14 protein-coding genes and 5 pseudogenes are annotated in these 22,362 nt (G+C 61.0%); 9 read left to right on the forward strand and 10 right to left on the reverse strand.

Going from position 1 to position 22,362, the window contains the following annotated elements:
- Positions 1-78: 78 nt before the first annotated feature.
- Both EN807_RS22145 and EN807_RS22150 read right to left on the reverse strand, forming a co-directional pair.
- Positions 79-435, reverse strand: a complete 357-nt coding sequence (locus tag EN807_RS22145) for a hypothetical protein (protein WP_082982612.1) — start codon at positions 433-435, stop codon at positions 79-81.
- Positions 432-1,004 carry a hypothetical protein gene (locus EN807_RS22150; protein WP_135936669.1) on the reverse strand — a complete coding sequence of 191 codons (573 nt, stop codon included), beginning with the start codon at positions 1,002-1,004 and terminating at the stop codon, positions 432-434. Before EN807_RS22150 ends, EN807_RS22145 begins: the two co-directional genes overlap by 4 nt.
- A gap of 567 nt (positions 1,005-1,571) precedes the next feature.
- Here EN807_RS22150 and EN807_RS37475 point away from each other — a divergent pair.
- The 5 genes and pseudogenes from EN807_RS37475 (at position 1,572) to arcC (ending at position 6,299) form a co-directional block, all read left to right on the forward strand.
- A complete protein-coding gene (locus EN807_RS37475; RefSeq protein ID WP_281405217.1) occupies positions 1,572-2,144 on the forward strand; it encodes an amino acid permease in 573 nt (190 codons plus the stop codon).
- Entirely contained in the window at positions 2,141-3,112 is a 972-nt protein-coding gene (locus tag EN807_RS22160) for an amino acid permease (RefSeq protein ID WP_281405218.1), read from the forward strand. The genes EN807_RS37475 and EN807_RS22160 overlap by 4 nt, the downstream gene beginning before the upstream one ends.
- Positions 3,109-4,341 (forward strand): arginine deiminase, encoded by a 1,233-nt coding sequence (locus EN807_RS22165; RefSeq protein WP_065010727.1) that lies wholly within the window; start codon positions 3,109-3,111, stop codon positions 4,339-4,341. The genes EN807_RS22160 and EN807_RS22165 overlap by 4 nt, the downstream gene beginning before the upstream one ends.
- A gap of 17 nt (positions 4,342-4,358) precedes the next feature.
- Positions 4,359-5,359, forward strand: a pseudogene (gene argF, locus EN807_RS22170) (ornithine carbamoyltransferase).
- A gap of 1 nt (position 5,360) precedes the next feature.
- A complete protein-coding gene (arcC, locus tag EN807_RS22175) occupies positions 5,361-6,299 on the forward strand; it encodes a carbamate kinase (protein WP_065010728.1) in 939 nt (312 codons plus the stop codon).
- A gap of 819 nt (positions 6,300-7,118) precedes the next feature.
- Here arcC and EN807_RS22185 read toward each other — a convergent pair.
- The 3 genes from EN807_RS22185 to EN807_RS22200 form a co-directional block, all read right to left on the reverse strand.
- Positions 7,119-7,871, reverse strand: a complete 753-nt coding sequence (locus EN807_RS22185; protein WP_348640258.1) for a glucoamylase family protein — start codon at positions 7,869-7,871, stop codon at positions 7,119-7,121.
- A gap of 103 nt (positions 7,872-7,974) precedes the next feature.
- On the reverse strand, positions 7,975-8,337 hold the full coding sequence (locus EN807_RS22195; protein ID WP_135936670.1) for a hypothetical protein: 363 nt from the start codon (positions 8,335-8,337) through the stop codon (positions 7,975-7,977).
- 184 nt (positions 8,338-8,521) lie between these two features.
- The gene (locus EN807_RS22200; RefSeq protein ID WP_135936671.1) at positions 8,522-9,505 is read right to left on the reverse strand and encodes an alpha/beta hydrolase; all 984 of its coding nucleotides are present in this window, start codon (positions 9,503-9,505) and stop codon (positions 8,522-8,524) included.
- 355 nt (positions 9,506-9,860) lie between these two features.
- On the opposite strand from EN807_RS22200, the gene EN807_RS22205 reads away from it, so the two are divergent.
- The 4 genes and pseudogenes from EN807_RS22205 to EN807_RS22220 all read left to right on the forward strand — a co-directional run.
- The gene (locus EN807_RS22205; protein WP_065010732.1) at positions 9,861-10,508 is read left to right on the forward strand and encodes a helix-turn-helix domain-containing protein; all 648 of its coding nucleotides are present in this window, start codon (positions 9,861-9,863) and stop codon (positions 10,506-10,508) included.
- 217 nt (positions 10,509-10,725) lie between these two features.
- Entirely contained in the window at positions 10,726-11,694 is a 969-nt protein-coding gene (locus EN807_RS22210) for a helix-turn-helix domain-containing protein (RefSeq protein WP_135936672.1), read from the forward strand.
- Positions 11,695-11,836: 142 nt separating this feature from the next.
- Complete coding sequence (adh, locus tag EN807_RS22215; protein WP_065010734.1) at positions 11,837-13,354, forward strand: aldehyde dehydrogenase; 1,518 nt, start codon at positions 11,837-11,839, stop codon at positions 13,352-13,354.
- A 290-nt stretch (positions 13,355-13,644) separates the two neighbouring features.
- Positions 13,645-13,777, forward strand: a pseudogene (locus EN807_RS22220) (VIT family protein); the annotation flags it as partial.
- 111 nt (positions 13,778-13,888) lie between these two features.
- Here the strand turns inward: EN807_RS22220 and EN807_RS22225 are convergent.
- From EN807_RS22225 to EN807_RS22245, 5 genes and pseudogenes are all read right to left on the reverse strand, one after another.
- Positions 13,889-16,419 (reverse strand): annotated as a pseudogene (locus EN807_RS22225) (cation-translocating P-type ATPase).
- Positions 16,420-16,654: 235 nt separating this feature from the next.
- Positions 16,655-19,077 (reverse strand): annotated as a pseudogene (locus EN807_RS22230) (phosphoketolase family protein).
- 296 nt (positions 19,078-19,373) lie between these two features.
- A pseudogene (locus tag EN807_RS22235) lies at positions 19,374-19,655 on the reverse strand (MBL fold metallo-hydrolase); the annotation flags it as partial.
- Between the two features lie 11 nt (positions 19,656-19,666).
- Positions 19,667-20,503, reverse strand: a complete 837-nt coding sequence (locus EN807_RS22240) for a universal stress protein (protein WP_065010737.1) — start codon at positions 20,501-20,503, stop codon at positions 19,667-19,669.
- 393 nt (positions 20,504-20,896) lie between these two features.
- On the reverse strand, positions 20,897-22,114 hold the full coding sequence (locus tag EN807_RS22245; protein WP_246684270.1) for a hypothetical protein: 1,218 nt from the start codon (positions 22,112-22,114) through the stop codon (positions 20,897-20,899).
- Positions 22,115-22,362 lie beyond the last annotated feature (248 nt).

A 22,362-nucleotide genomic window follows, 5' to 3' on the forward strand; every position in this document is an offset into this window, starting at 1 on the left:
CCAAGTCAGCGACGGGAGCGAAGATGATCGCGGCGTGACGGGTAAGCTCAGTGATGGATACGGCGGCGAACCCGGAGTTTACACGAAAAGGTACCAAAACGGCGGGAAGGTTAGTAGGAATCCTATCCCGAGCAAGATGAGCGCTGCGACGTTGACGGTGCGCATGTTCACCGTTTCCCTTTGCCAAATCCGTGACAGCCCGTACCAAGCAATGAGCCAAACGATGATTGTTACGGTCGTCTTGCCGGAGAGCGGGCCGACAGGATTGTAGAAATTCAATAGACCCCGCAGTCCGGGCGACAACTCGGACACGAATGCTAGAACGCCGATGGCAGCACAACCGATGCCCGCTGCCAGAATGGCCGCAGCTCCGGGGCCATTCGGGATCGTCTCAACGGTCTTTCCAAACTCGACCGCATTTTGCGACGTAGTCATGGCACTTCCTCCTGCATCAGAATGATCACATCGCCACCCCGTATCGGAGCGTATTTGTTCAGGAATGCACCGAACGCTCCGGCGATCCCCGTGGCGACAAAGGCAGCCACGGCGAAACTTAATACGGAGATGCGCATGTTCCGGTGTTGAATGATTGCTCGCCCGTATTTCGTGGTGACGTAGGCCACCATGGTCATGGCGATCGGTGCTAGCCAGCCTACATGCTCTTTCCATTCCATGCCGACGTTATGCCACTCGGATGTCTTCCCGCTGGACAGGAGCAATCTCCGCGGATAGTCCGCAAGATCGGTGACGCCTTCCGGCGGAACGGCTCGATACCAAGGATAGATGACGTAGGTGCCAGAGAACACAGTGAGCCACGCGAGTATCACCATCGCCACGAGGTAAAGACCAAGCAGTGTCTGGCCTCCCGCGCTCATCGCCGACGGCGCGCCAGGCGCAGAAATTCGATAGAGTTCGACCAGCGCGCCGGAGAACGCCAGCATGAACAGGGCTCCAAACCCCATTCCATGCAGCACCGTCATGAGGTCGTGCGTTGTAATTTCCATGACAGACCCCTTTCATGCCTGGCAATATATTAGCGACCTCGTATGTTGCGGCGTTGATCAATATCAAAATCTCCCACTTACGGGCGTTACACTGCTCACCGCAGGCGACGTTTCACCCCTTCTGCGGGTCCACCTAGCGACGCTCGATTGCCGATTCGGCGGGCGATGCAAAAGTTCAAACACGGCGCGTTTCCTGACAGCCTCAAGGATACCGCCGACCGAGCTGGAGCAGGTCATGCGGCCGGGAACGGCTTCGCCTACCGGACAAGCATCGCGGCTTCACCGGGACACTGCTTCGCGGCAGGTCTGCTCGGGTCGTGGTAACGATGGGCATGCCCTCCGTTTTTATCGGCTTTGTTCCTCAGCCACGGTATTGCCGGCATGCGTCGAAGCATCCCCCATTTTTGTCGGCATCCGTCTGGTGCGCGAGACCGCGACGCGGGCGAAATGGCTCGGGCAAATGTGCAGGCTCGGCGCGCGAGCATCCGGCCACCGCCCGTGTTCCTTGAATCACGTCAAAGGCCACCGCATCCCAACGAAAAGAACCCGATCCGAGTGCGCAACTGTTTGACGCGCGTCAAAGTTGCCCGCCGCCTTTTCCTGTTCATTGCCTCCCATCGAGATCTTCAAACCCGGGAGAGCATCATGACGACGGCCGGAATAGATATCCCTATTCGAAAAGTGACGAGCACAGCAGCAACGAAGCTTCGATTGGGTTCCCTCACGGCACTGGTGATCGGCTCGATGGTCGGCTCCGGCGTGTTCAGCCTGCCGCAGAATATGGCCGCAGGCGCTGGTCCGCTTGCCATCCTGATTGGCTGGGCCATCACCGCGGTCGGCATGCTGGCGCTCGTCTTCGTCTATCAGTCGCTCGCGACCCGCAAGCCCGCACTCGACGCGGGTCCCTACGCCTACGCCAAGGCCGGCTTCGGTCCCTTCATCGGCTTCAACAGCGCCTGGGGCTATTGGATCAGCGCCTGGGTCGGCAACGTCTCCTACGCGGTGATCGTGTTCAGCGCCCTGTCCTATTTCTTTCCGGCCTTCGGCGACGGAAATACCTGGCAGGCCGTGCTCGGTGCATCGATCCTGCTGTGGCTGATCCACGCCCTGGTTCTCGCAGGCATCCGGCAACAATCGTGAACGTCATTGTCACGGTGGCAAAGATCGCTCCGATCGTTCTGTTCGTCGGGGTTTTCGGAGTCGCCTTCAAGCTGGATGTCTGGTCCCTCGACTTCAACGGGCTTGGCAACGCCGACCTCGGCTTGATCACCGCACAGGTGAAGAGCACGATGATGGTGACCCTGTGGGTGTTCATCGGCATCGAGGGCGCCAGCGTATTCTCTGGCCGTGCCGAGCGCCGCAAGGACATTGCCGTGGCGACTGTTCTCGGCTTCTTCACCTGCCTCGCGCTCTACGCCCTGGTCTCGCTGCTGTCGCTCGGCATCTTGAGCCAGCCTGAGCTTGCCGCGCTGAAGAACCCCTCCATGGCTGGTGTCCTGGAGGCGGTGGTCGGCCCCTGGGGCGCCATCCTCATCAACGTTGCGCTTGTCGTGTCGGTGGTCGGCGCCTTCCTGAGCTGGACGCTGCTTGCCGCCGAAATTCCGCATGTCGCCGCCAAGGACGGGACGATGCCGAAATTCTTTGGCCGGGAGAGCGAGCGAGGCGTGCCGTCAACTTCGCTCTTGATCACCAACCTGCTGGTCCAGGCATTCCTGGTAGTCACGCTCTTCGCGCAAAGCACCTATCAGGCGTTGTTCTACATCGCATCGGCGGCGATCCTGGTGCCTTACATCTTTTCCGGAGCCTACGCGGCCAAGCTCGCGCTGACCGGAGAGAGTTATGAGAGCGGCGAACAACGTGCCGGACCTCTTTTCGCCGGGCTGCTGGCGACGGTCTACGGACTGTGGCTCGTCTACGCGGCGGGGCCCGCCTACCTGTTCATGTGCGCGATCCTCTATGCGCCAGGCATCATCTTCTACGTCTGGGCCCGTCGTGAAACCAGTCAACGCGTGTTCCATCCTGTCGAAGCAGCTCTCGCCGCAGCACTTGTCGCTGTCGGTATCGCTGCCGCCTACCTCATCTGGAACGGGAGCATCAGCCCGCTATGAACGCTCCTATCACCACGACCAAGCTTGGCGCCTTTTCTGAAGTTGGCCGACTCCGCGAGGTGCTGGTGCACCGCCCCGATCTCAGCCTGCAAAGACTGACGCCGGACAATTGCAAGGCGTTGCTCTTTGATGATGTCCTGTGGGTCAAGAAGGCACGGCAGGAGCATGATGTCTTCGTCGATGCGTTGCGTGAGCGCGGCGTGCTGGTGCATTCTTTTGAGGACCTTCTGGCCCAGACCATGAGCATTGCCAAGGCTCGCGACTGGCTTCTCGACCGCCGGGTTCATTCCGGAGTCGTCGGGCTCGACATGGTCGACGAGATGCGGGGATGGCTCGATGAAATGTCCTCGGCGCAGCTGGCGGCTTATCTTATCGGCGGCATTGCCCGCGCGGAGCTTCCTTTCGAACCGCGGGGACTTACCGGAAGGTCGCTCGCACCCCAGGACTTTGTGCTTCCGCCGCTACCGAACCAGCTTTTCACCCGCGACAGCTCCTGCTGGATCTATGGCTCGGTCTCGGTCAACGCCATGTACTGGCCCGCGAGGCGGCCAGAAGCGGCCAATGTCGAAGCCGTCTACCGCTTCCACCCCCGCTTTCGCGACAGCGGCATCCCCTTCGTTTCACCTGATCCGGGAACCGGCATCAGCCTAGAAGGCGGAGACGTCATGCCCATCGGCGATGGAACGGTTCTCGTCGGCATGGGAGAGCGGACCACGCCACAAGCCGTGGGCGCCCTCGCACGCAGCCTGTTCGCTGCTGGCGAAGCGGCGCGCGTGATCGCCGCGCTGATGCCGCGGGACCGCAGCTTCATGCATCTCGACACCGTCTTCACCTTCTGCGACCGCGATCTGGTCACGATGTACCCGCCGGTGGTCGAGCGGCTGCGCACCTTCTCGCTGCGGCCGGGCGACGGAGCGGCAACGGTCGAGGTCACGGATGAGACAAAACCGTTCACAGAGGTTGTTGCCCAAGCGCTCGGATTGAAATCGCTGCGGATCATCGCCACCGGTGGCGACCGTTATGAGGCCGAGCGCGAGCAATGGGATGATGGCAACAACGTCGTTGCGCTCGAGCCCGGCGTCGTCATCGGCTATGACCGCAACGTCTACACCAACACGCTTCTGCGCCGCGCCGGGATCGAAGTCATCACCGTCGAGGGCGCCGAACTCAGTCGCGGCCGCGGCGGCGGGCACTGCATGACCTGTCCCATTGCCCGCGACCCGGTCTGACCTGAAAGGAAAACCGCATGTCGATCAATCTTCACGGCCGCTCCGTCCTGACCCTGGACGATCTCACGGCCGGCGAGATCCGATTTCTTCTGAAGCTGGCGGCCGATCTTAAGGCCGCCAAGCTCGCCGGGCACGAGATACCGCGTCTCACCCGGAAAAATATCGCGCTGATCTTCGAGAAGGATTCGACGCGCACACGGACGGGGTTCGAGGTGGCAGCTTATGACCAAGGCGCCCATGTCACCTATTTCGGCCCCAGCGGCAGCCACATCGGTCACAAGGAATCCATGAAAGACACCGCCCGTGTGCTCGGCCGGATGTACGACGCGATCGAATATCGCGGCTTTGCCCAGCATCAGGCCGAACTGCTTGCCGCGCATGCCGGCGTGCCTGTCTATAACGGCCTTACCGACGAGGCGCATCCGACGCAGATTCTCGCCGATTTCATGACCATGCGCGAGTATACGCACAAGCATCTTTCCGCATGATCGTCACCTTCGTCGGCGAGGGTCGCGACAATGTCGCGCTGTCGCTGGCGCTCGGAGCGGCCAAGGTCGGCATCGACATGCGCATCGCCTCGCCCAAGGAACTTTGGCCGGACGAGGAATTCTGCGCCCATGTCAGGGAACTGGCGGAACACAGCGGCGGCCGCTTCAGGCTGGACGAAGACGTGAAGGGCTGCGTCCAGGACGCCGACTTCGTCTATACAGACGTGTGGATGTCGATGGGCGAGGACAAATCCGGCTGGACCGAGCGCATTCGTCTGTTGACGCCCTACCGGATCACCAGCGAAGTGATGGCTGCCGCCAGCAACCCCCACGTCAAATTCATGCATTGCCTGCCGGCGTTCCACGACACCGATACCGAGATCGGTCAGTTCATCGCACGGGAATACGGCATCGACTGCATGGAGGTCACCGACGAGGTATTCGAATCGGACGCCTCAATCGTCTTCGACCAGGCCGAAAACCGCATGCATACGATCAAAGCCCTGCTCGTCGCCACGATCGGCAACTGAGATGCTTATCGTCGTTGCGCTCGGCGGAAACGCACTGCTGCGCCGTGGGGAACCGATGACCGCCGGGAACCAGCGCGCCAATATCGTGCGTGCCGCGGCTGTATTGGCGGATCTGGTTGGCGAAGGGCACTCGATCGTGATCACGCACGGCAACGGCCCGCAGGTTGGCCTGCTCGCGCTGCAGGCGGCGGCCACTTCGGACGGTGGAACGTTTCCCCTCGACGTGCTCGGCGCCGAGAGCGCCGGCATGATCGGTTATGTGATCGAGCAGGAGCTCGGCAACCTCCTCACGGAGAGGCTGTTTGCGACGCTGCTGACGCAAGTAAAGGTGGACCCGCACGATCCGGCTTTCGCTCGCCCGACGAAGCCGATCGGCCCGGTCTACGATGAGGCAACTGCGCGCCGGCTTGCCGCGGAACGCGGCTGGCAGATCGCGCCCGATAGCGACAAATGGCGCCGCGTCGTGCCCTCGCCCAGGCCGCTGGAGATCCTGGAAGCATCCGTGATCTCGTTCCTTGTCGAACGCGGCGTCATCGTCATTTGCACGGGCGGCGGCGGCGTCCCGGTGATAGCGCGGGATGACGGCAGTCTTTGCGGTGTGGAGGCCGTTATCGACAAGGACTTGGCAAGTTCGCTTCTGGCGCGCCAATTGAAGGCCGACATGCTGCTCATGCTGACCGACGTCGACGCAGTCTACGTCGATTACGGCACCGCTGCTGCCCGTGCGCTCCGGAGAGTGGCCCCAGGTGAGATATCGGGCAAGAATTTCCCTGCCGGCTCCATGGGGCCAAAGGTCAGTGCCGCAATCGAGTTCACTGAGGCAACCGGCAAGCCTGCCGCGATCGGCAGGCTCGATGACGCCGTCGAAATTGTTAGAGGTGAACGCGGCACATGGTTTGAGCAGGCGCTCCAATCTAACCGTCGAGCCTCAGCCGGCTGAGCAGGCATCGCTCGTTTAAGCCGATTTAGATGCATCGCTCGCCGGCTTCGGGACCTCGCCTCGGGACGATCTCGATCCCATGCTATAGCTGCCGATCACCCGGAGCTTTGGGACTCCGATGGTGTCCCAACCCTCCTGTCAGCAGCCGCCAGCGTCCTTGTCGCATCGCGCTGCCCGAGACGTTTTTTTGCCGAGCAGTTGGCCGATCGGAGTATCGCCCCCCGCGAATACGCAAACTGTTAGGCGAGCCGCCGTTTCGTCAGGACTGATGATCGATACAAATTCAGATGACCAGGACCGGAGCAAAACCGCCGCCGGGTGTGCGGAAATTGGTAGTCTGGCCCTGGTAGAGGCGCGCGGCGGCCAGCAGCACCTGGCCGCCATAAGTATAAGCCGCACGTCCATCTTGCGCGGCGCTGGTGCGCCATCGATTTCGATCATGCGCTGTCCGGGTGAGGCAGATGACTGGGCCACGTAGCCGCCACGGGCGATCTCGGCCCACACCGCTTTGGTCACCTTGTCGCCTCGGTAGACCGCCTTGCTGCCGTGGCCGGAGAGCGGCTTCGGTTTCCCCGGCCTGCAAGGCGCCGCATTCCTACCGCTGCCGCCGCGATGGGGCTCGCCGCGATTGCGAGCCTGAAGCTGCCGCGACGGCCGCCGCCGCCGCTGGGGACGGCCGAGCCTTTTTCCATTTCCAGGAGGAGTGCTCCTGCTCCACAGTGAGCAGACTCCTTCAACCGCCGAATACGCTCTACCTCGGCGCAAGCCGATCAAACAGCTGGCGTCGGTTCCCGATCGAACTCTCCCAACCAGCCGCCTTCAAATCCCGCCCGTTGCAGGCCGCTGCGGATGTACTGGCACGAGCGCATCAGCCGCCACAGGAGGCCATTGCGATCGTTCCATTAGCACGACGGGGCCCTCGTTGAGGCCGAAGTGCCAGGGCGAAACCCACCATCCAAAGGCGTTGTCCATCGTCCCTGGATGCGTCGGATTGAAAGCCGCCTTGAAACCGTAGGCATTGGCGGCCTTGAGCTTGGCCTGATGGATGCAGAAGCTGATCGCCGGTCGGACGATTTCTGGCGCGAACGGCAAGGAGGCCACGACGGCCCACGGAGCGAGCGTGCCATCGTCGGGGCCGTACGGGACGCCGCGCGCGACATAATCCTCAAAGCTGCGTTCGATGCCGTTCAACTTGAGCGTGGAAGGCCGAGGACCCTCGGTATCGAGGAACAAAGGGTCCGCACGATCATCGATTTCGTCGATCCTCCCGAAGCATGGCGGTCGCTCGGTCACGATTATCGTGTGATCGTGCATATCACGATTTGGAAGGCCGATGACGTCCTGACCGTGCCGGTGGGTGCCCTGTTCCGACAAGGAGACGACTGGGCGGTGTTCGCCGTAAGGGGCAGCAGTGCGCGGGCGACCATCATCAAGATCGGTCAGCGAAACAACCGGACGGCAGAGGTTCTGTCGGGACTTGCCGCAGGCGATCGCGTGGTGCTGCACCCGAGCGACAGGGTCACGGACGGCGTGACCGTCGCAGAGCGCGGTGGAATAGGCTGAAACGTCCATTTCGCCGGCAGCTCAGCCGCTTCATCGAAAAGCTTTCAAGGGTGGTAGGCGCGTGGACTCGCTCCCTAGTCCGGAAGAGTTACTTGCGCTGTAGCTAATGTAGTTACAATCTTACAAAGCCGGAAGCCGCACCGACCGGCGAAGCGCGACTGCTGTCGCTGGCGTCGATCGACCACGCTTTTGCCGGTGCGCTGGAGGGGAATTCAATGAGATTGACTATAATTTGCGCGGCAATTGGGATTGCCGGATCCACCGCCGCCGTTGCGCACGAGAAGAAGGTGGTGGTCGGAAAAACAGTAACGTCAGCCTGTTGCGATCTGTCAGGCACGACCAAGAAAAAGCGGGGAACTGAGTTGGATTGCCGTTCAACCGGAACTGTCTCGGGCGCAATCCCGAAAGACGATTCAAAAGACAAATCGGAACCGCGCCTAGGCTTCGAAATAGTTAATCCTGGGATCATATCCATCTTTTAGTTTAATGATTGTGTGCTTCGCTAATTTCGATGCAGCAGAGGTCGCCAGAAGAATACGCAAGTGCCCAAGAAAGCGAGAGCCGGCATGATACGCTGCCCTCCCCCTGCGACTGTTCCTTCGACGGGCGACAGCAACGAAACGGCTTGTGAGGCGGTTCTGCCCCAAGCGGATGCTGTATCATTGTTTCGGGCCAACGGGTGGCGGGATGAGGCCGGCGCCAGCTAGGAACGTGCGAACTGCTATACGAACATCCTGCTGCTGTTCAACCAGAAGATGTCCCCCAGCGTCGTAGACGACCAGTTTGGCACCTGGGATCTTGGCCGCGGCGAACTCAGCTGCCGGCAGCGTGTTAAACAGGTCGTCGCGCGCAGAAATAATGATCGTCGGCGCAGTAATTACTTCCAACGGCAGTTCATGTAACTCGGGGGCGCTATCGATGTTGATTCCGGGGAAACGCAGCGACAACGGCTCAACGCTCTTGACGACACTCATGACGCGGTCCCGCTCGGCCCGGGGCGCAGCCGCAACCAGCGCGGGCCGAACGCCGAGGAAGCGAACGAGCACTGACGGTGCGATCTTCTCGGTGGCCCACCATGCGAAATCGCCGCCGGCATTGACGACCCAGAATACGAACTTGTTGCCGCGGCTCGCTTGTATCGAGACCGGACTGGTGGGCGAATAAAGGCCTGGGACGATCAGAATGAGAGCGGTGACCTTGTCCGGGTGCCGGAGTGCTAGCTCGACCGCAGAACGCGCGCCCGCCGAAACGCCGACGACCACCGCTTTGGGAACGTTCAGTTTGGACAGCAGCGCCGCGTGCGCATCGGCCTGCGCGGCTGGAGAGGTATCCTGCGGAACGGGCGTCCGCAAATAGCCGAAGCGCGACGGCGCGATGACCCGAACGCCCTCACCCACAAAATTGGCTGCATTGGCAAGGCCTTGGTCAAAGCCGCCACCGGCGCCGTGGATCGATAAGAGCGGAGTACCCACGCCACTGTCGGCGTATTCGATCGGGCCTATGTCGAGCTTGGCGACCACACTGCCGCGGCTGGCAGCGTCGCGCATACGGCCAAGCTCGTTCTTGTAAAGCAAGAAAGCCACACCCGCCGTGGCCACTATGGCCATAGACATGGCCAGCAGGAAACCACCAATTCGTCTCATTGGAAAAAGCTCCACAAAGGACAGACGAATATTGGCATATCTCGCTTGAAAGCAGGTTGATTTACCTCAATTTCCCTGAGTGACAGCATCGGCCGGTGTATTCGGATGCTAATCAATTGTGGGAGGCGGAAGCCGGTCCGGCGCCCCCCGACTCTCCCGAGTTGTGCACGGTACATCCGGAAAACCGTTCGGCTTCGCTCCCCAAGCGGCCTGACGATCCAGGGTTCGTGCAGCACAGGGCCAGACCACTAGCGCCTCTCGAGCGCTAGGTAGTTTCCCGTAGGGACATAACCGAATTTCGCGACCCGCGGATTCGCGCGATTGCTGGTGTCACGGATCAACCGGGAAAACAGCCATGCACGCCCAATCGACCTCCAGAATTTCACTGCCGTCGCACTCCGTGCAGCCGAGCCTGCCTACGGCATTCGATCCGACACCGCTCCAGCCGGTCAGCTTCTTTCCCTCCGGTTCGGAAATCTATGCCCAAGGTGAAAAGGCCGGAGCCTTCTATCAGGTCGAGTTTGGCGCCGTCCGTATTTACCGCCTCCTTGCGGACGGTCGCAGGCAGATAAGTGCCTTCCATCTGGCGGGTGAGACATTCGGCTTCGAAGCCGACACCACCCATCATTTCTTCGCGGAAGCCATCAATGCCACGGGTGTCCGCGTCTTCCGCTTTGCCACTGGTGCAGATATCTCCGGTCAGCTGCTGCCGTTGGCGCTCAAGGGCCTGACGAGAGCGCAGGAACATCTCTTGGTCCTCGGCCGCCAGAATGCCATCGAACGCGTCGCCGCGTTCCTGGTCGACATGGCGGAGCGGCAGGGCGGGTTGCGGCAGGTCGAACTGCCGATGTCACGCATGGATATCGGCGATTATCTCGGCCTCACCATCGAGACCGTATCGCGGGTTTTCACCCGGCTGAAGGACAAGGGCGTCATCCGCCTGCTCAATCTGCGCAGCATCGAGATCATCAAGCACGACGCGCTTCATGCGATGAGCGAATGAACTGCGTCGACATCGAATCGGACGACGGAAGAGGCACTCGCAGATTCGCAGCTTTTGAGCCTGGGGGCAACGCATACACGGCGTTTCTAGCACTTCAGACCAATTGACAGTGGGACATCAGGGCTAACATAGGAGCCGGAATTACATCCATATTTGCCGCTGAACGCTGAGAAAACAGCAGGCAAGTCCATCGGCGTTCAGGCTTCGGGAGGAAGGCATGGACCGACACACGGCCACATTGCATGCGGACCGTATTCAAGCATCGATTGCGTCGGGCGCCGCCGCGAAATCGGCGTTGGTCGCTTCGTGGCGGCGCTCGGCCTCATTGCACAGGCTTGATCCTGCGGGTCAGAAGTTGCCCCGGCGGTTGACGGAGATCGAATTGAGCATGGCCCGGCAGAGGGTCGAGCCTCTGCTCGCTGCCGCCCGGTCCAGTCTGGACAGGCTCTATCTTGCTGTCGGTGGCGTCGGCTGTTGTGTGTTGCTGGCCGATGCCGATGGCGTGCCGGTCGATCGCCGCGGCGCGCCGGTCGATGACGAGACCTTTCATTCCTGGGGTTTGTGGACCGGCTCCGTCTGGAGCGAACACAGCGAGGGCACCAACGGCATCGGAACCTGCCTGGTGGAACAGCGCGCACTCACCATCCACCGTGACCAGCATTTTTTCACCCGCAATACGCTGCTCAGCTGCACCACGGCGCCGGTCTATGACCATCTGGGGAACCTCGTCGCCGCGCTCGACGTATCGTCCTGCCGGGCCGACCTGACGGAGGGCTTCGTCAATCTGATCGCCATGGCAGTTAGCGAAGCCGCCCGACGTATCGAAGCCGATAATTTCCGCATGGCGTTTGCGAAAGCGCGCATCCTGCTGGCGCCAGTCGCCGACAAGAGCACGGGCGCGCTAGTGGCGGTCGATGCCGACGATCTCGTGGTCGGGGCGACCCGTGCTGCGCGGCTGGCGCTTGGCATAACGCAGGATTGCCTGGCGAGGCCATTGCCCGCCGCCGACCTCCTGGGTGACGCTCCGGCGGTATCGGAAGACTTGACGGAAGCCGAACGCTCCGTCGTCCAGCGCGCCCTCGCCCGGTCGCAAGGCAACGTCTCCGCCGCCGCGCAGAATCTCGGCATTTCCCGCGCCACACTCCATCGCAAGCTTGCCCGGTTCGGCATCCGGCGTCCACATTGATGTTCGCGTCCGTGACCTGTCGCAGTTTTGCGACAGGTCGCCCTGGCCCGCTGCCAGCATAGGGCTGACATTGCGATCCTTATCCTGCAACGCTTTCAACCGGGACGTCCGCATCCCGCGGCGTCGCTTTCGGGAGGAAGATATGAACAAGGTGGAATTTTCGCGTACGGTCAAGGTCCCCTTTGCCAAGCGCTATGGCAACTTTATCGGCGGCAAATGGACAGAGCCACGCTCCGGCCGATACTTTGACAACTACTCGCCGGTGAACGGCCAGCTGTTATGCGAGGTCGCACGTTCCGACGAGGCCGATGTCGAAGCCGCGCTCGATGCGGCGCACGGAGCCAAGGACGCTTGGGGCCGCACCAGCGTTGCCGAGCGTGCGCTGATCCTCAACCGCATCGCCGATCGCATGGAGGACAATCTAGACCTCCTGGCACTTGCCGAGACTTGGGATAATGGCAAGCCGATCCGCGAAACGACCGCCGCCGATATGCCGCTCGCTGTCGATCATTTCCGCTATTTCGCCGGCGCGCTGCGCAGTCAGGAGGGCAGCCTCTCCCAGATCGACGACGACACCGTCGCCTATCACTTTCACGAACCCCTGGGTGTGGTCGGCCAGATCATTCCCTGGAATTTCCCGCTGCTGATGGCGTGCTGGAAGCTGGCGCCCGCGATTGCCGCCGGCAATTGCGTCGTGCTGAAGCCGGCTGAACAGACACCGGCGTCGATCTTGCTCTGGGCCGATCTGATCGGCGATCTTTTGCCGCCGGGGGTCCTGAACATTGTCAACGGCTTCGGCCTCGAAGCGGGCAAGCCGCTCGCCTCCTCGCCGCGCGTCGCCAAAATCGCCTTCACCGGCGAAACCACGACTGGCCGGCTGATCATGCAATATGCCGGCCAGAACCTCATTCCGGTAACGCTCGAACTCGGCGGCAAATCGCCCAACATTTTCTTCCAGGATGTGCTCGCTGAAGACGACGACTTCTTCGACAAGGCGGTCGAGGGCTTCGTCATGTTCGCGTTCAACCAAGGGGAGGTTTGCACCTGTCCAAGCCGTGCACTGATCCATGAAGCGATCTACGACCGTTTCATGGAGACGGCGCTGAAACGCGTCCAGGCTATCGTGCAAGGCGATCCGCTCGATCCGGCCACCATGGTCGGCGCGCAGGCATCCTCGGAACAGCTCGAAAAGATCCTGAGCTACTTTGATATCGGCCGCCAGGAAGGCGCCGAGGTGCTAACTGGCGGCGGGCGCGCCGAACTTCCGGGCGACCTTGCCGGCGGCTATTATGTCCAGCCGACCGTGTTCAAGGGGCACAACAAGATGCGAGTGTTCCAGGAGGAAATCTTTGGACCGGTGGTCTCGGTGGCCACCTTCAAGGATGACGAAGAGGCGCTGCAGATCGCCAACGACACCCTTTACGGACTCGGCGCCGGCATCTGGAGCCGCGATGCAAATCGTTGCTACCGCTTCGGCCGAGCCATCCAGGCGGGCCGCGTCTGGACCAACTGCTACCACGCCTATCCGGCGCATGCTGCGTTTGGCGGTTACAAGCAGTCGGGCATTGGCCGCGAGACCCATAAGATGATGCTTGACCACTATCAGCAGACCAAGAACATGCTGGTCAGCTACAGCCCGAAAAAGCTCGGCTTCTTCTGATCGCTCCGATGGCGCTGCCACAGCGGCGGGGTCAGCCTGGACCGCGCTGCTGTACAGGTCTTCGTGGGTGTATGCTGTATTGGCCGCTAGGAAAAAATTCGGCCATCACGGACCACGGACCATTCGGATCGTCCTGAGTATACGATACATCATGAGCCCAAGGAGCGCACTCGGTCTCGTCAGCGCAGATGTTCAGCCATGGAACGCCACCCTCACACGAAGATGCTCTCGTCATTCGGCGTCCGGACACCATTCTTGGCGGGGGCGTTGAAGCGGCTTCCACATTCCAGGACCAATTGATGGTGAAGGATGCGCTTGGAGCGCATGCGCTCGACGAACTCGGCATCTCCGAAACGAACCCGGCCGATCCAGGCGGCGCTGACTTCGGCTTCCGCCGTCGGCGCCGGCGATGCCATGCCGATGCAGGTGACCGTCGCTATCGCCTCATTGCTTCTTTTGCGCTGGCCCGTCGCAATGCGTGGCGGTGGGCATAGGTGAGCCGATCGGTACTGCGGTTAAGCGCAACCGGGTCGGTCAAGCCTTCAGGCGCTCCCGCCAGAAATGTTTCAACAACTCGAGGCAGACCAACACTGCGATCCCGGCCGCAAGCGTGACGGTAAGATCATCCAGGTGCAGCGGTCCGAATTGGAAGAGACTACTCGCAAGCGGCCACAGAAGCGTGCCGCCAAGTGCGGCAGCAACGACGGCGACGACAATTACAAGCGATCGATTTGGCCGCAACAGCGCAATCAGCAGCGACTCGCTGAACGTGCGGTTGACGAAAATCAGCCCGACGATCGTCAATACCAAGGAGAAGAACGTCAACGCGCGAATCTCATCCTCTGGCATTTCCCAGCGCAAGCCGAGAAGAAAAATGCCCGCAACGAGCACGAAAGCCCGAAAGCCCTGTAGAAGGCCCCACGCGATCAACGGACGCGAGAAGAGCGCCGCTTCCGGATCCCGCGGATTTTCCGCTTCAAAAACCAGTGAGCAGACCGGGTCGATCACCATCTCCAGAAAGGCAATGTGAATTGGCCCGAACAGGATTGGCAGTCCAAACAGCAATGGAAGTAGAGCCAAGCCGGCAATCGGCACGTGCACTGCAAGGATGAAACCCATCGCTTTGCGCAAATTGTCATAGATGCGACGGCCCAACCGTATGGCCTTGACGATCGATCCGAAATCGTCATCGAGAAGGACAATGGAGGATGCTTCGCGGGCGACATCGGTGCCGCGGCCTCCCATAGCAACGCCAATATTGGCGGCTTTCAGCGAGGGGGCGCCGCCAAGGGCTCTCCGGAGGCCATCGCGGCACTTTGTCGTCTGAGTGGGGATCGTGTCGCTTCGGTCAAGGTTTCTGTGAACGCCATGGCGCCGTCTCCCGTCATGGCGACGATCTCGCCATTGGCCTTTAAGGCTCTGACGATCGCCAGTTTCTGCTCGGGCATGATCCGCGCGAACACCGTTGTGGTCTTCACGCGCGCCGAAAGGGCCGCATCGTCCAGTGTCTTGAGCATTTCACGGTGACGACATCGTTGAAATCGAGCCCAGCTTCGCTGGCAATTGCTCGTGCGGTCGCCGGATAGTCTCCGGTGATCATGATCACTCTAATCCCGGCGGCGCGGCAATCACTCACGGCATCCGGAACGCCTGGTCGTAGAGGATCGGCCAGCCCGACGAGGCCCATGAATTCGAAATCGAAACCAGTCTGCTTGTCGGGCAGTTGGTCGCCGGCATGACTGCCTCGCGCTACGCCCAAGACGCGGAGTCCTTCCGTCGACCTGGCAATTGCTGCCGGCAGCCGCCGACCGCCACACATTCGACATGGCAAGCAAGTCGGGGCGCAGACCATAGGTGCGGACCAGTTTCCGATCAGAGCTGTTCGACTCTTCCCACCCGAAAAACCCGTTCTTGGGCGAGATTGTGAAATGCCCTTTCCATCGGATCGAAAGGAATCTCGGCACTGGCGAGCATGCCAACCTCGACCACCACGCCGAATGCCGCCGGCATCGCTCCGTTCGAGCCGTCTGGCAATCGGAGCAGTTTGCCATCCGGCGTTCTCAGTTCTGATATTGTCATGCGGTTTTCGGTCAGCGTTCCGGTCTTGTCCGTGCAGAGAACCGTTGCCGAGCCAAGCGTTTCGATCGCCGCCGTGCGGCGGGTGAGCACGCGTGCCTGTGAGATGCGCCAGGCCCCCATGGCCATGAAAATCGTCAACACCATGGGGAACTCTTCCGGCAGCATCGACATGCCGAGCGCAATGCCTGCTAGCACCGCATCAAGCCATCCTCCGCGCAAAACCCATAAAGCATGACCGCGAGAACACTGACCGCGCCGCCGACCAGTGCGAATATGCCGACAAGGCGTTTTGTTTGTCGCTGTAAGCGGGGTGCTTCGGTCTCCATGGAACTGAGCGATTGCCCGATCGCACCGATTTGGCTGCGCGGCCCGGTTGCCAAAACTTCGCCGACGCCTGAACCGCGAACAACCAGTGATCCGGAAAAGGCAAAAGGCAGGTCGTCTCCACCTGGACGGCGCTCGACTGGCAGGTGGCCATCTTTGCCTGCGATCTTGCGCACCGGGACGGATTCGCCAGTCAGCAAAGACTCGTCGGTCTGGAGGTCTGCACTCTGGATCAGCAGCACGTCGGCCGGGACCCGGTCCCCCTCGCCCAGGACAACCAAATCGCCCCGCACCACCTCGCGACCCGCAATGCGCTTGCTTTCACCGTCGCGTATCACCAGGGCACGGGGGCTCGTAAGATCACGCAATGCCTCGAGAACGCGTTCTGTCCGCGCCTCCTGAACGATCGTTATGCCGACCGACAATGTGGCAAAGGCAAGCAGGATCAACGCTTCTTGCAGATCGCCAAGAAGCAGGTAGACAGCGCCGCCACCCAGCAGGAGAGCCAGCATCGGTTCGCGCATTACCTCGAGAGCAATCCGCAACGGCGTGCGCCTACCGGTCATAGGCAATTCGTTGAACCCTTCGGCGAGGAGCCTCGCTTGCGCCTCGACCTCGCTGAGGCCGGGCGAGAGAATGGTCGATGCGTTGGATTCAGACATGTCGGCTTTCTTCAATCGCCAAAGCGCGCTCTGTTGCATTTCTTGTCCGACAGGAACTGACACCAAGTTGGTCATGTGAGGTGTTGGTGCAGATAGCAGCTGGTACCCATTCCCTTCGCTACAGACCACCGCGCTCTAGCAACGGAGTCCCGCCGCGCCCCCCGAAGACGGCGAAGGCCAGGGCGGAAAGGAATCACGGTTCAGGACCAGGACGGCGTCCGACCTCGGCCCGTCCTTAGTGCGGGCCGATTGCCGCCTCATCAGGACCCTCATTCCACCTCCATTCAAGTATCTCGGGCATGTCGCGGCCATGGGCGCGAATGTAGGCTCTATGTTCAAGCAGCTTGACGTCCATCGCCTGCTTCAGGCCGACCTGAACGCTCCTGAGCTGTGGACCCCGGTCGAGCACGCTTTGTACGAGATGGAACCGGTCGAGGCCGTTCAGCACCGTCATATCGAAGGGGGTCGTCGTCGTGCCTTCTTCATTGTACCCACAGACATGGATGTTGTCGTGGTTGGTGCGACGGTAAGTCAGGCGATGAATGGTCCAGGGATAGCCGTGGTAGGCGAAGATGACGGGTTTGCCAGTGGTGAACAGCGCATCGAAATCGCGATCTGACAGGCCGTGCGGGTGATGCTCCTTGGGCTGCAGGGTCATCAGATCGACCACATTGACCACCCTGACCCTGAGCTCAGGAACATGGTGCCTGAGGATCTGGACGGCCGCGAGCGTCTCCAGTGTCGGAACGTCGCCGGCGCAAGCCATGACGACGTCTGGCTCCGCACCTTCCTCGGTCGAAGCCCAGTCCCAGATGCCGATGCCCGTTTTGCAATGAACGAGCGCCTTATCCATCGACAGCCACTGCCATGACGGCGGTTTGCCAGCCACGACAACGTTGATGCGGTTCCATGTCTTCAGCACATGGTCGGTCGCACAGAGCAAGGTGTTGGCATCCGGCGGCAGATAGACGCGCACGACGTCAGCCTTCTTGTTCAGGGCAACATCGATAAAACCGGGATCCTGATGGCTGAAGCCATTATGTTCTTGATGCCAGACATGGCTGGACAACAAATAGTTCAGCGATGCGATCGGTCGCCGCCACGGTATGTCCCGGCAGGCATCCAGCCATTTCGCATGCTGGTTGAACATGGAATCCACAATGTGAATGAACGCTTCGTAGCAGGAGAACAGACCGTGCCGCCCGGTCAATAGGTAGCCTTCGAGCCAACCCTGGCAGGTACGCTCGGAAAGGATTTCGAGAACCCTGCCATCGCGGCCGAGATGAACGTCTTCGGGGAGGATCGTTTCCATCCAAGCGCGCTCGGTAACTTCGAACACGTCCTGAAGCCTGTTCGAGGCGGTCTCGTCCCGGCCAACGATTACGGAAGTTCTTCGAGCCGTCGTTCAGCTCCATCACGCCACGTAGGAACTTCCCCATTACCCGCGTTGACCCGGCCTTAACCGCCCCGGGCCGCGCGACGGCTATCGCATGGTCGTGCAAGACGGGTAGATCGAGGGACCGACGCAGCAGACCACCATTGGCATGCGGGTTGGCGCTCATACGTCGCGTTGCTTGCGGCGCGGTGGCGCGGATCTCGGCAAGTGGTGCGCCGGCCTCATCGAACAGTTCGTCGGGTCGATAGCTTTTCAGCCACTCCTCGAGCAGCTTGAGATGGGCGGGGTTTTCCGCAAGGCCCGACAAGGGCACCTGGTGCGCACGCCAGAAGCCTTCGGTCTTCAGTCCGTCGACCTCCTTCGGACCGGTCCAGCCCTTGGGGCTTCGCAGCACGATCATTGGCCATTTCGGTCGCGACACCAGCGCTACGGCACCATGGCGCGCTGCGTCCTGGATCGCTCTGATGCGATCCAGCGCGTCGTCGAGCACGGTCGCCATCAGCTCATGCATAATGGCCGGATCGTCTCCCTCAACGAACAGCGGTTCATAGCCATAGCCAATGAACAGCGCGCGCAATTCGTCTTCGGGAATGCGGGCCAGGATGGTCGGATTGGCGATCTTGTAGCCGTTCAGATGCAAGATCGGCAGCACAGCGCCGTCGCGCGCCGGGTTGAGAAACTTGTTAGAGTGCCACGCGGCGGAAAGCGGCCCGGTTTCGGCTTCGCCGTCACCGACGACGCAGGCGACGACAAGGTCCGGATTGTCGAAAGCGGCGCCATAGGCATGGGAAAGCGCGTAACCCAGCTCGCCGCCCTCGTGAACCGAGCCGGGCACATCGGGCGCGACATGGCTCGGAATCCCACCCGGAAAGGAGAATTGCCGGAACAGCTTGCGCATGCCCTGCTCGTCCAATGATATGTCCGGATTGAGCTCGCTATACGTGCCCTCCAGATAGGTGTTCGCCACCATTGCCGGGCCGCCATGGCCGGGGGCCACAAATATAGATGACATTTGCATCTCTGAGCCGGATCACGCGGTTGAGATGCGCGTAGATGAAACTCAGCCCCGGCGACGTTCCCCAATGGCCAAGCAGGCGCGGCTTGACATGGTCCAGCCGCAATGGCTCGCGAAGCAGTGGATTGTCGAGCAGGTAGATCTGGCCGATCGTCAGATAGTTGGCAGCGCGCCAATAGGCGTCGATGTCGTGGAGCTCCTGGTCGGTCAACCGGCGCTCGGAGGCTGCTATAAGATGCTCCGTCATATCTGGCTCCCATTGCCTTTTGGCGATTGTCGCCGAACCGCGACATGCGCCTGTCTTCGTCGATCTGCAGCGAACCAGAGAAATGTGTTCGCGCGCTTTCAGCTCATGTCACGTCGCCCAGCCTCTGTGCGTCGCTGTCCTCGAGCGCCCGGCGCATTCGCCTGACAATTGCGGCGCGGCCCCTTTCGTCGGCTGCGGCGCCAACCGCCTCGCTAATGTCCAGGAGAAGTTTTGAAGGTCATTATGCCAGTCGAGGCGGGCGATTTTTTTTGGCTCAGGCGGCGCGGCTCATTGGCGCGGGTCGTGTGGATCGGGCCAGAAAACCCCTGCTTGACCAGTTTCGGCAGAAGGCCGCTGTGGTCGATATGCGCATGCGTCAGGATGACGGCGTCAATCGCCTCAGGCGGGAACGGGAATGCACCGTAGTTCAACTCGCGCTCGGACTTCGACCCCTGGAACAGGCCGCAGTCGACGAGGATCCGTGCACGTGACGCCTCAATCTCATAGCATGAGCCGGTAACGCCGTGGGCTGCGCCGTGGAAAAGCAGATCCGGATCCTTATCGCGATCGCCTCTCATGCCACCAAGCCCTAGTGCGACAGGAGCACGGGCAGGCGCAGACCCGAGAGAATACCTTCGGTCGCCCCACCGAGCACGAAGTCTCTGATACGCGAATGACCGTATCCGCCCATGACGAGCAGGTTGCCGCCGATCTTGAGGGCGTGCTCCTGGAGAGCAGTTCCGATCGAACGACCGTCAATCTGAATCGAGGAGGCCCCGGCCGCCAGGCCGCGCGTCCTGAGGCTCTGCGCAAGGCGTTCGCCGATGTCGCGTCCGGGGAGCGGTTTCTCATCCGTCACGGTCACGACCGTTATCGCCGAAGCGCGCTCCAGAAACGGCTGTGCGTCGGCAACGGCCCGTGCCGCCACGCGACTGCCATCCCATGCGATGACGACTGGGCCAAGGACACCGATATCCGCGGCGTCAGGAAGAATTATCGTCGGGCGACCCGACCCGAACAGTATCGCTTCCGCAGCCATGCGTGCTGCCTGATTGTCCGACTCCCAACCGACCAGACAGAGATCGAAATAGCGGGACTCCTTCGCTGCAACATCACCCATCAATGCCGGCGGTGCCGTTATCTCTTGTGTGGTCAGGGTCACGCCGCTTTGCGAGGCTTCCCTCGCGACCGCCTGCAGCAGAGTGGTGCCGCACTTGCGACTGGCTGCTTCCACCTCGCGGATCTTGTTGGGAAGGTCGAGGAGATAGCTCGACAGCGCATTCGAAACGTCGGGTATATCGACAGTGATGGCGACAGCATGAAGCGAGGCCCCGATCTGCTTAACGATGGCGACTGCGTTCGCCGCTATTTTCGGAGGGGTCGGGTCCGGGTACGTCGTCAGTGACAGAGATGCTATTTGGTTCATCAGATTTCGCCTCCGTTGCGGCAAGATCAAGCGACGTCACGCCAGTGCAGGCTATCTGTAGAGGCAATGGACAGTGTCCAGCTTTGATCCACCGCAAACACGCGTGATCAAATAACAAAACGTTGGCGTCAGATAACAAGTAGGGCCGCAGGTCTCGATCAGCCTTCGTCCGGACTTCGCCCCTTCGTCAGGTTGGGCCGATCTGCCGACGCCGCCGACAAATCGTCGCGCTCGGCGAGCGCGCAAATAGGCGAATCGGGCGATGATCGGGTGGTTGCCAGCCGGTTCCGGTGACAACGTCTCTATCCTGTTCAAATCGCTGGCCGTCTGACAAACACCTTGTTCGCATGATGGTAGCGACGGCCGAGGTGTCTCCGGCCATCGCGGGTGACTCTACTGACTGTGAGCCTGCGGATCCGGCTTGGAGATCGCGGGAGTTCCCGGCCCATGCGGATGTTCCGGGCTGTAGGTGTGGGTGGAAATCTGGCCGGCAGTCGCCCGGCCGTTAGCGCCGTAGAAGGTGGCATGCAGGCCCCAATAACTCGACGACACCGCCACAAGCGCCAGGGCGAGGCTCATGGTAACAACGGCGAGAGAGCGGGCGTGCGCAATGGCTGCAGGCTGACGGGGCACTGGGGCCGCACGTTTACTCAATGGATCGACGGCGATCAGGATGAGTGCTGCCATAATCATGGCGTGGCCGACGAGGTCAATGCGTCCAAAGGGATAGACGGCCGCCGTGAAGATTATCAGCAGCGCGACGGCCGACAGTCGCCGTACCAGGGGAGTCCAGATCAGTCCGAATCCCAACGTGAATTCCGCAACCCCTGCCATCGGAATGAAGATGTCGCGGGGAATGCCGAAGGTAAGGAAGGGTTTTTCCTCCACCAGCGGGTAGAACCAGTTCGGGTAAGCGAATTTTTCCAGGCTTGACCACATGAGCGCGATTGTCACGCCCCAGAAGAGCACTAGAAAGCGCTTTTCATGCCAACGGGCATTATCAGTCGAGGCAAGAAGCAAGTAGCCAGCAACGCCCACGCCGAGCGCAAGATAGTCAAGCAGATGGAAGACGTCGTAATCCTTCAAGGCGACGAGCCAAAGCGCGATGATTCCGAGCGCTGACAGCGGCATCGTCTTGCGTGAGAAGATGCCGGCCGCAATAGCCAGTTGTGCCCACGACACCAACTCCGACGGCGTCTGGAGGTCGGGTGTCAGATAGACACCACCAACTGCAAAGATCGCCACGAAGAATGCAGCCGTCGCTGCGCGCATGAAATCGTCTGCGCGGATTGCGAGCGGCGCGCTGATCCGGTCCATGCCCGCAAGCACGCTCCGCCCGACGGAGCGCGTTTCGACGGCAATTGTCGCAGGGAAGACCGTCAGGGCCAGCGCGATACCGATCCAGAACCAGACATTGGTCAGGGTGACTCCGATTGGCTGTGGCGCCGCGTCAACGATATAAGGCGCGAACCATTTCACATGGGCCTGCGCAGGAACAGCAAAGGCCACCGTCGCGCCGACAACAGTCGCAAGCAGCTGACCAGGGCGCGTCTGTATAATGGAGAGGCGGAGCCCCCTGACGGGACCGCCACGATGAAGGGCGAAAGGCATTCAAATATCTCCTGGATCGAGCCAATAGGCGGGATTGGCGGTCGCCAATCGCTTCAGTCCACTAACAGCACGTGCCCGTCCCGGAAATTCAGATGCATTCCTTAAGGGATTCTACTGAGAAGCTGCTTGAGAGCGTAAGGTGGTCAGGGCGCGGAATTCTTCGTTGCAAAACTGATGCGCAGGCTATTTCCATGCCGAGAATATCTCGGCCGATCCACTCGGCGCCTGTGTGAGCAAAGCCTTGGGCG

Origin of the sequence: Mesorhizobium sp. M5C.F.Ca.ET.164.01.1.1, assembly GCF_004792125.1 — a bacterium.
In the GTDB taxonomy this organism is placed as follows: Bacteria; Pseudomonadota; Alphaproteobacteria; order Rhizobiales; family Rhizobiaceae; genus Mesorhizobium; species Mesorhizobium wenxiniae.

What these genes read in the sequence shown, in the direction of transcription:
- EN807_RS22150 (WP_135936669.1), bottom strand. Translation starts at nt 1,004, where the DNA reads ATGGAAATTACAACGCACGACCTCATGACGGTGCTGCATGGAATGGGG.
- arcC (WP_065010728.1), top strand. Translation starts at nt 5,361, where the DNA reads ATGCTTATCGTCGTTGCGCTCGGCGGAAACGCACTGCTGCGCCGTGGG.
- EN807_RS22200 (WP_135936671.1), bottom strand. Translation starts at nt 9,505, where the DNA reads ATGAGACGAATTGGTGGTTTCCTGCTGGCCATGTCTATGGCCATAGTG.
- EN807_RS22210 (WP_135936672.1), top strand. Translation starts at nt 10,726, where the DNA reads ATGGACCGACACACGGCCACATTGCATGCGGACCGTATTCAAGCATCG.
- EN807_RS22245 (WP_246684270.1), bottom strand. Translation starts at nt 22,114, where the DNA reads ATGCCTTTCGCCCTTCATCGTGGCGGTCCCGTCAGGGGGCTCCGCCTC.
- EN807_RS22205 (WP_065010732.1), top strand. Translation starts at nt 9,861, where the DNA reads ATGCACGCCCAATCGACCTCCAGAATTTCACTGCCGTCGCACTCCGTG.
- EN807_RS22145 (WP_082982612.1), bottom strand. Translation starts at nt 435, where the DNA reads ATGACTACGTCGCAAAATGCGGTCGAGTTTGGAAAGACCGTTGAGACG.
- EN807_RS22165 (WP_065010727.1), top strand. Translation starts at nt 3,109, where the DNA reads ATGAACGCTCCTATCACCACGACCAAGCTTGGCGCCTTTTCTGAAGTT.
- EN807_RS22195 (WP_135936670.1), bottom strand. Translation starts at nt 8,337, where the DNA reads ATGGATATGATCCCAGGATTAACTATTTCGAAGCCTAGGCGCGGTTCC.
- EN807_RS22240 (WP_065010737.1), bottom strand. Translation starts at nt 20,503, where the DNA reads ATGAACCAAATAGCATCTCTGTCACTGACGACGTACCCGGACCCGACC.
- adh (WP_065010734.1), top strand. Translation starts at nt 11,837, where the DNA reads ATGAACAAGGTGGAATTTTCGCGTACGGTCAAGGTCCCCTTTGCCAAG.
- EN807_RS22185 (WP_348640258.1), bottom strand. Translation starts at nt 7,871, where the DNA reads ATGGACGTTTCAGCCTATTCCACCGCGCTCTGCGACGGTCACGCCGTC.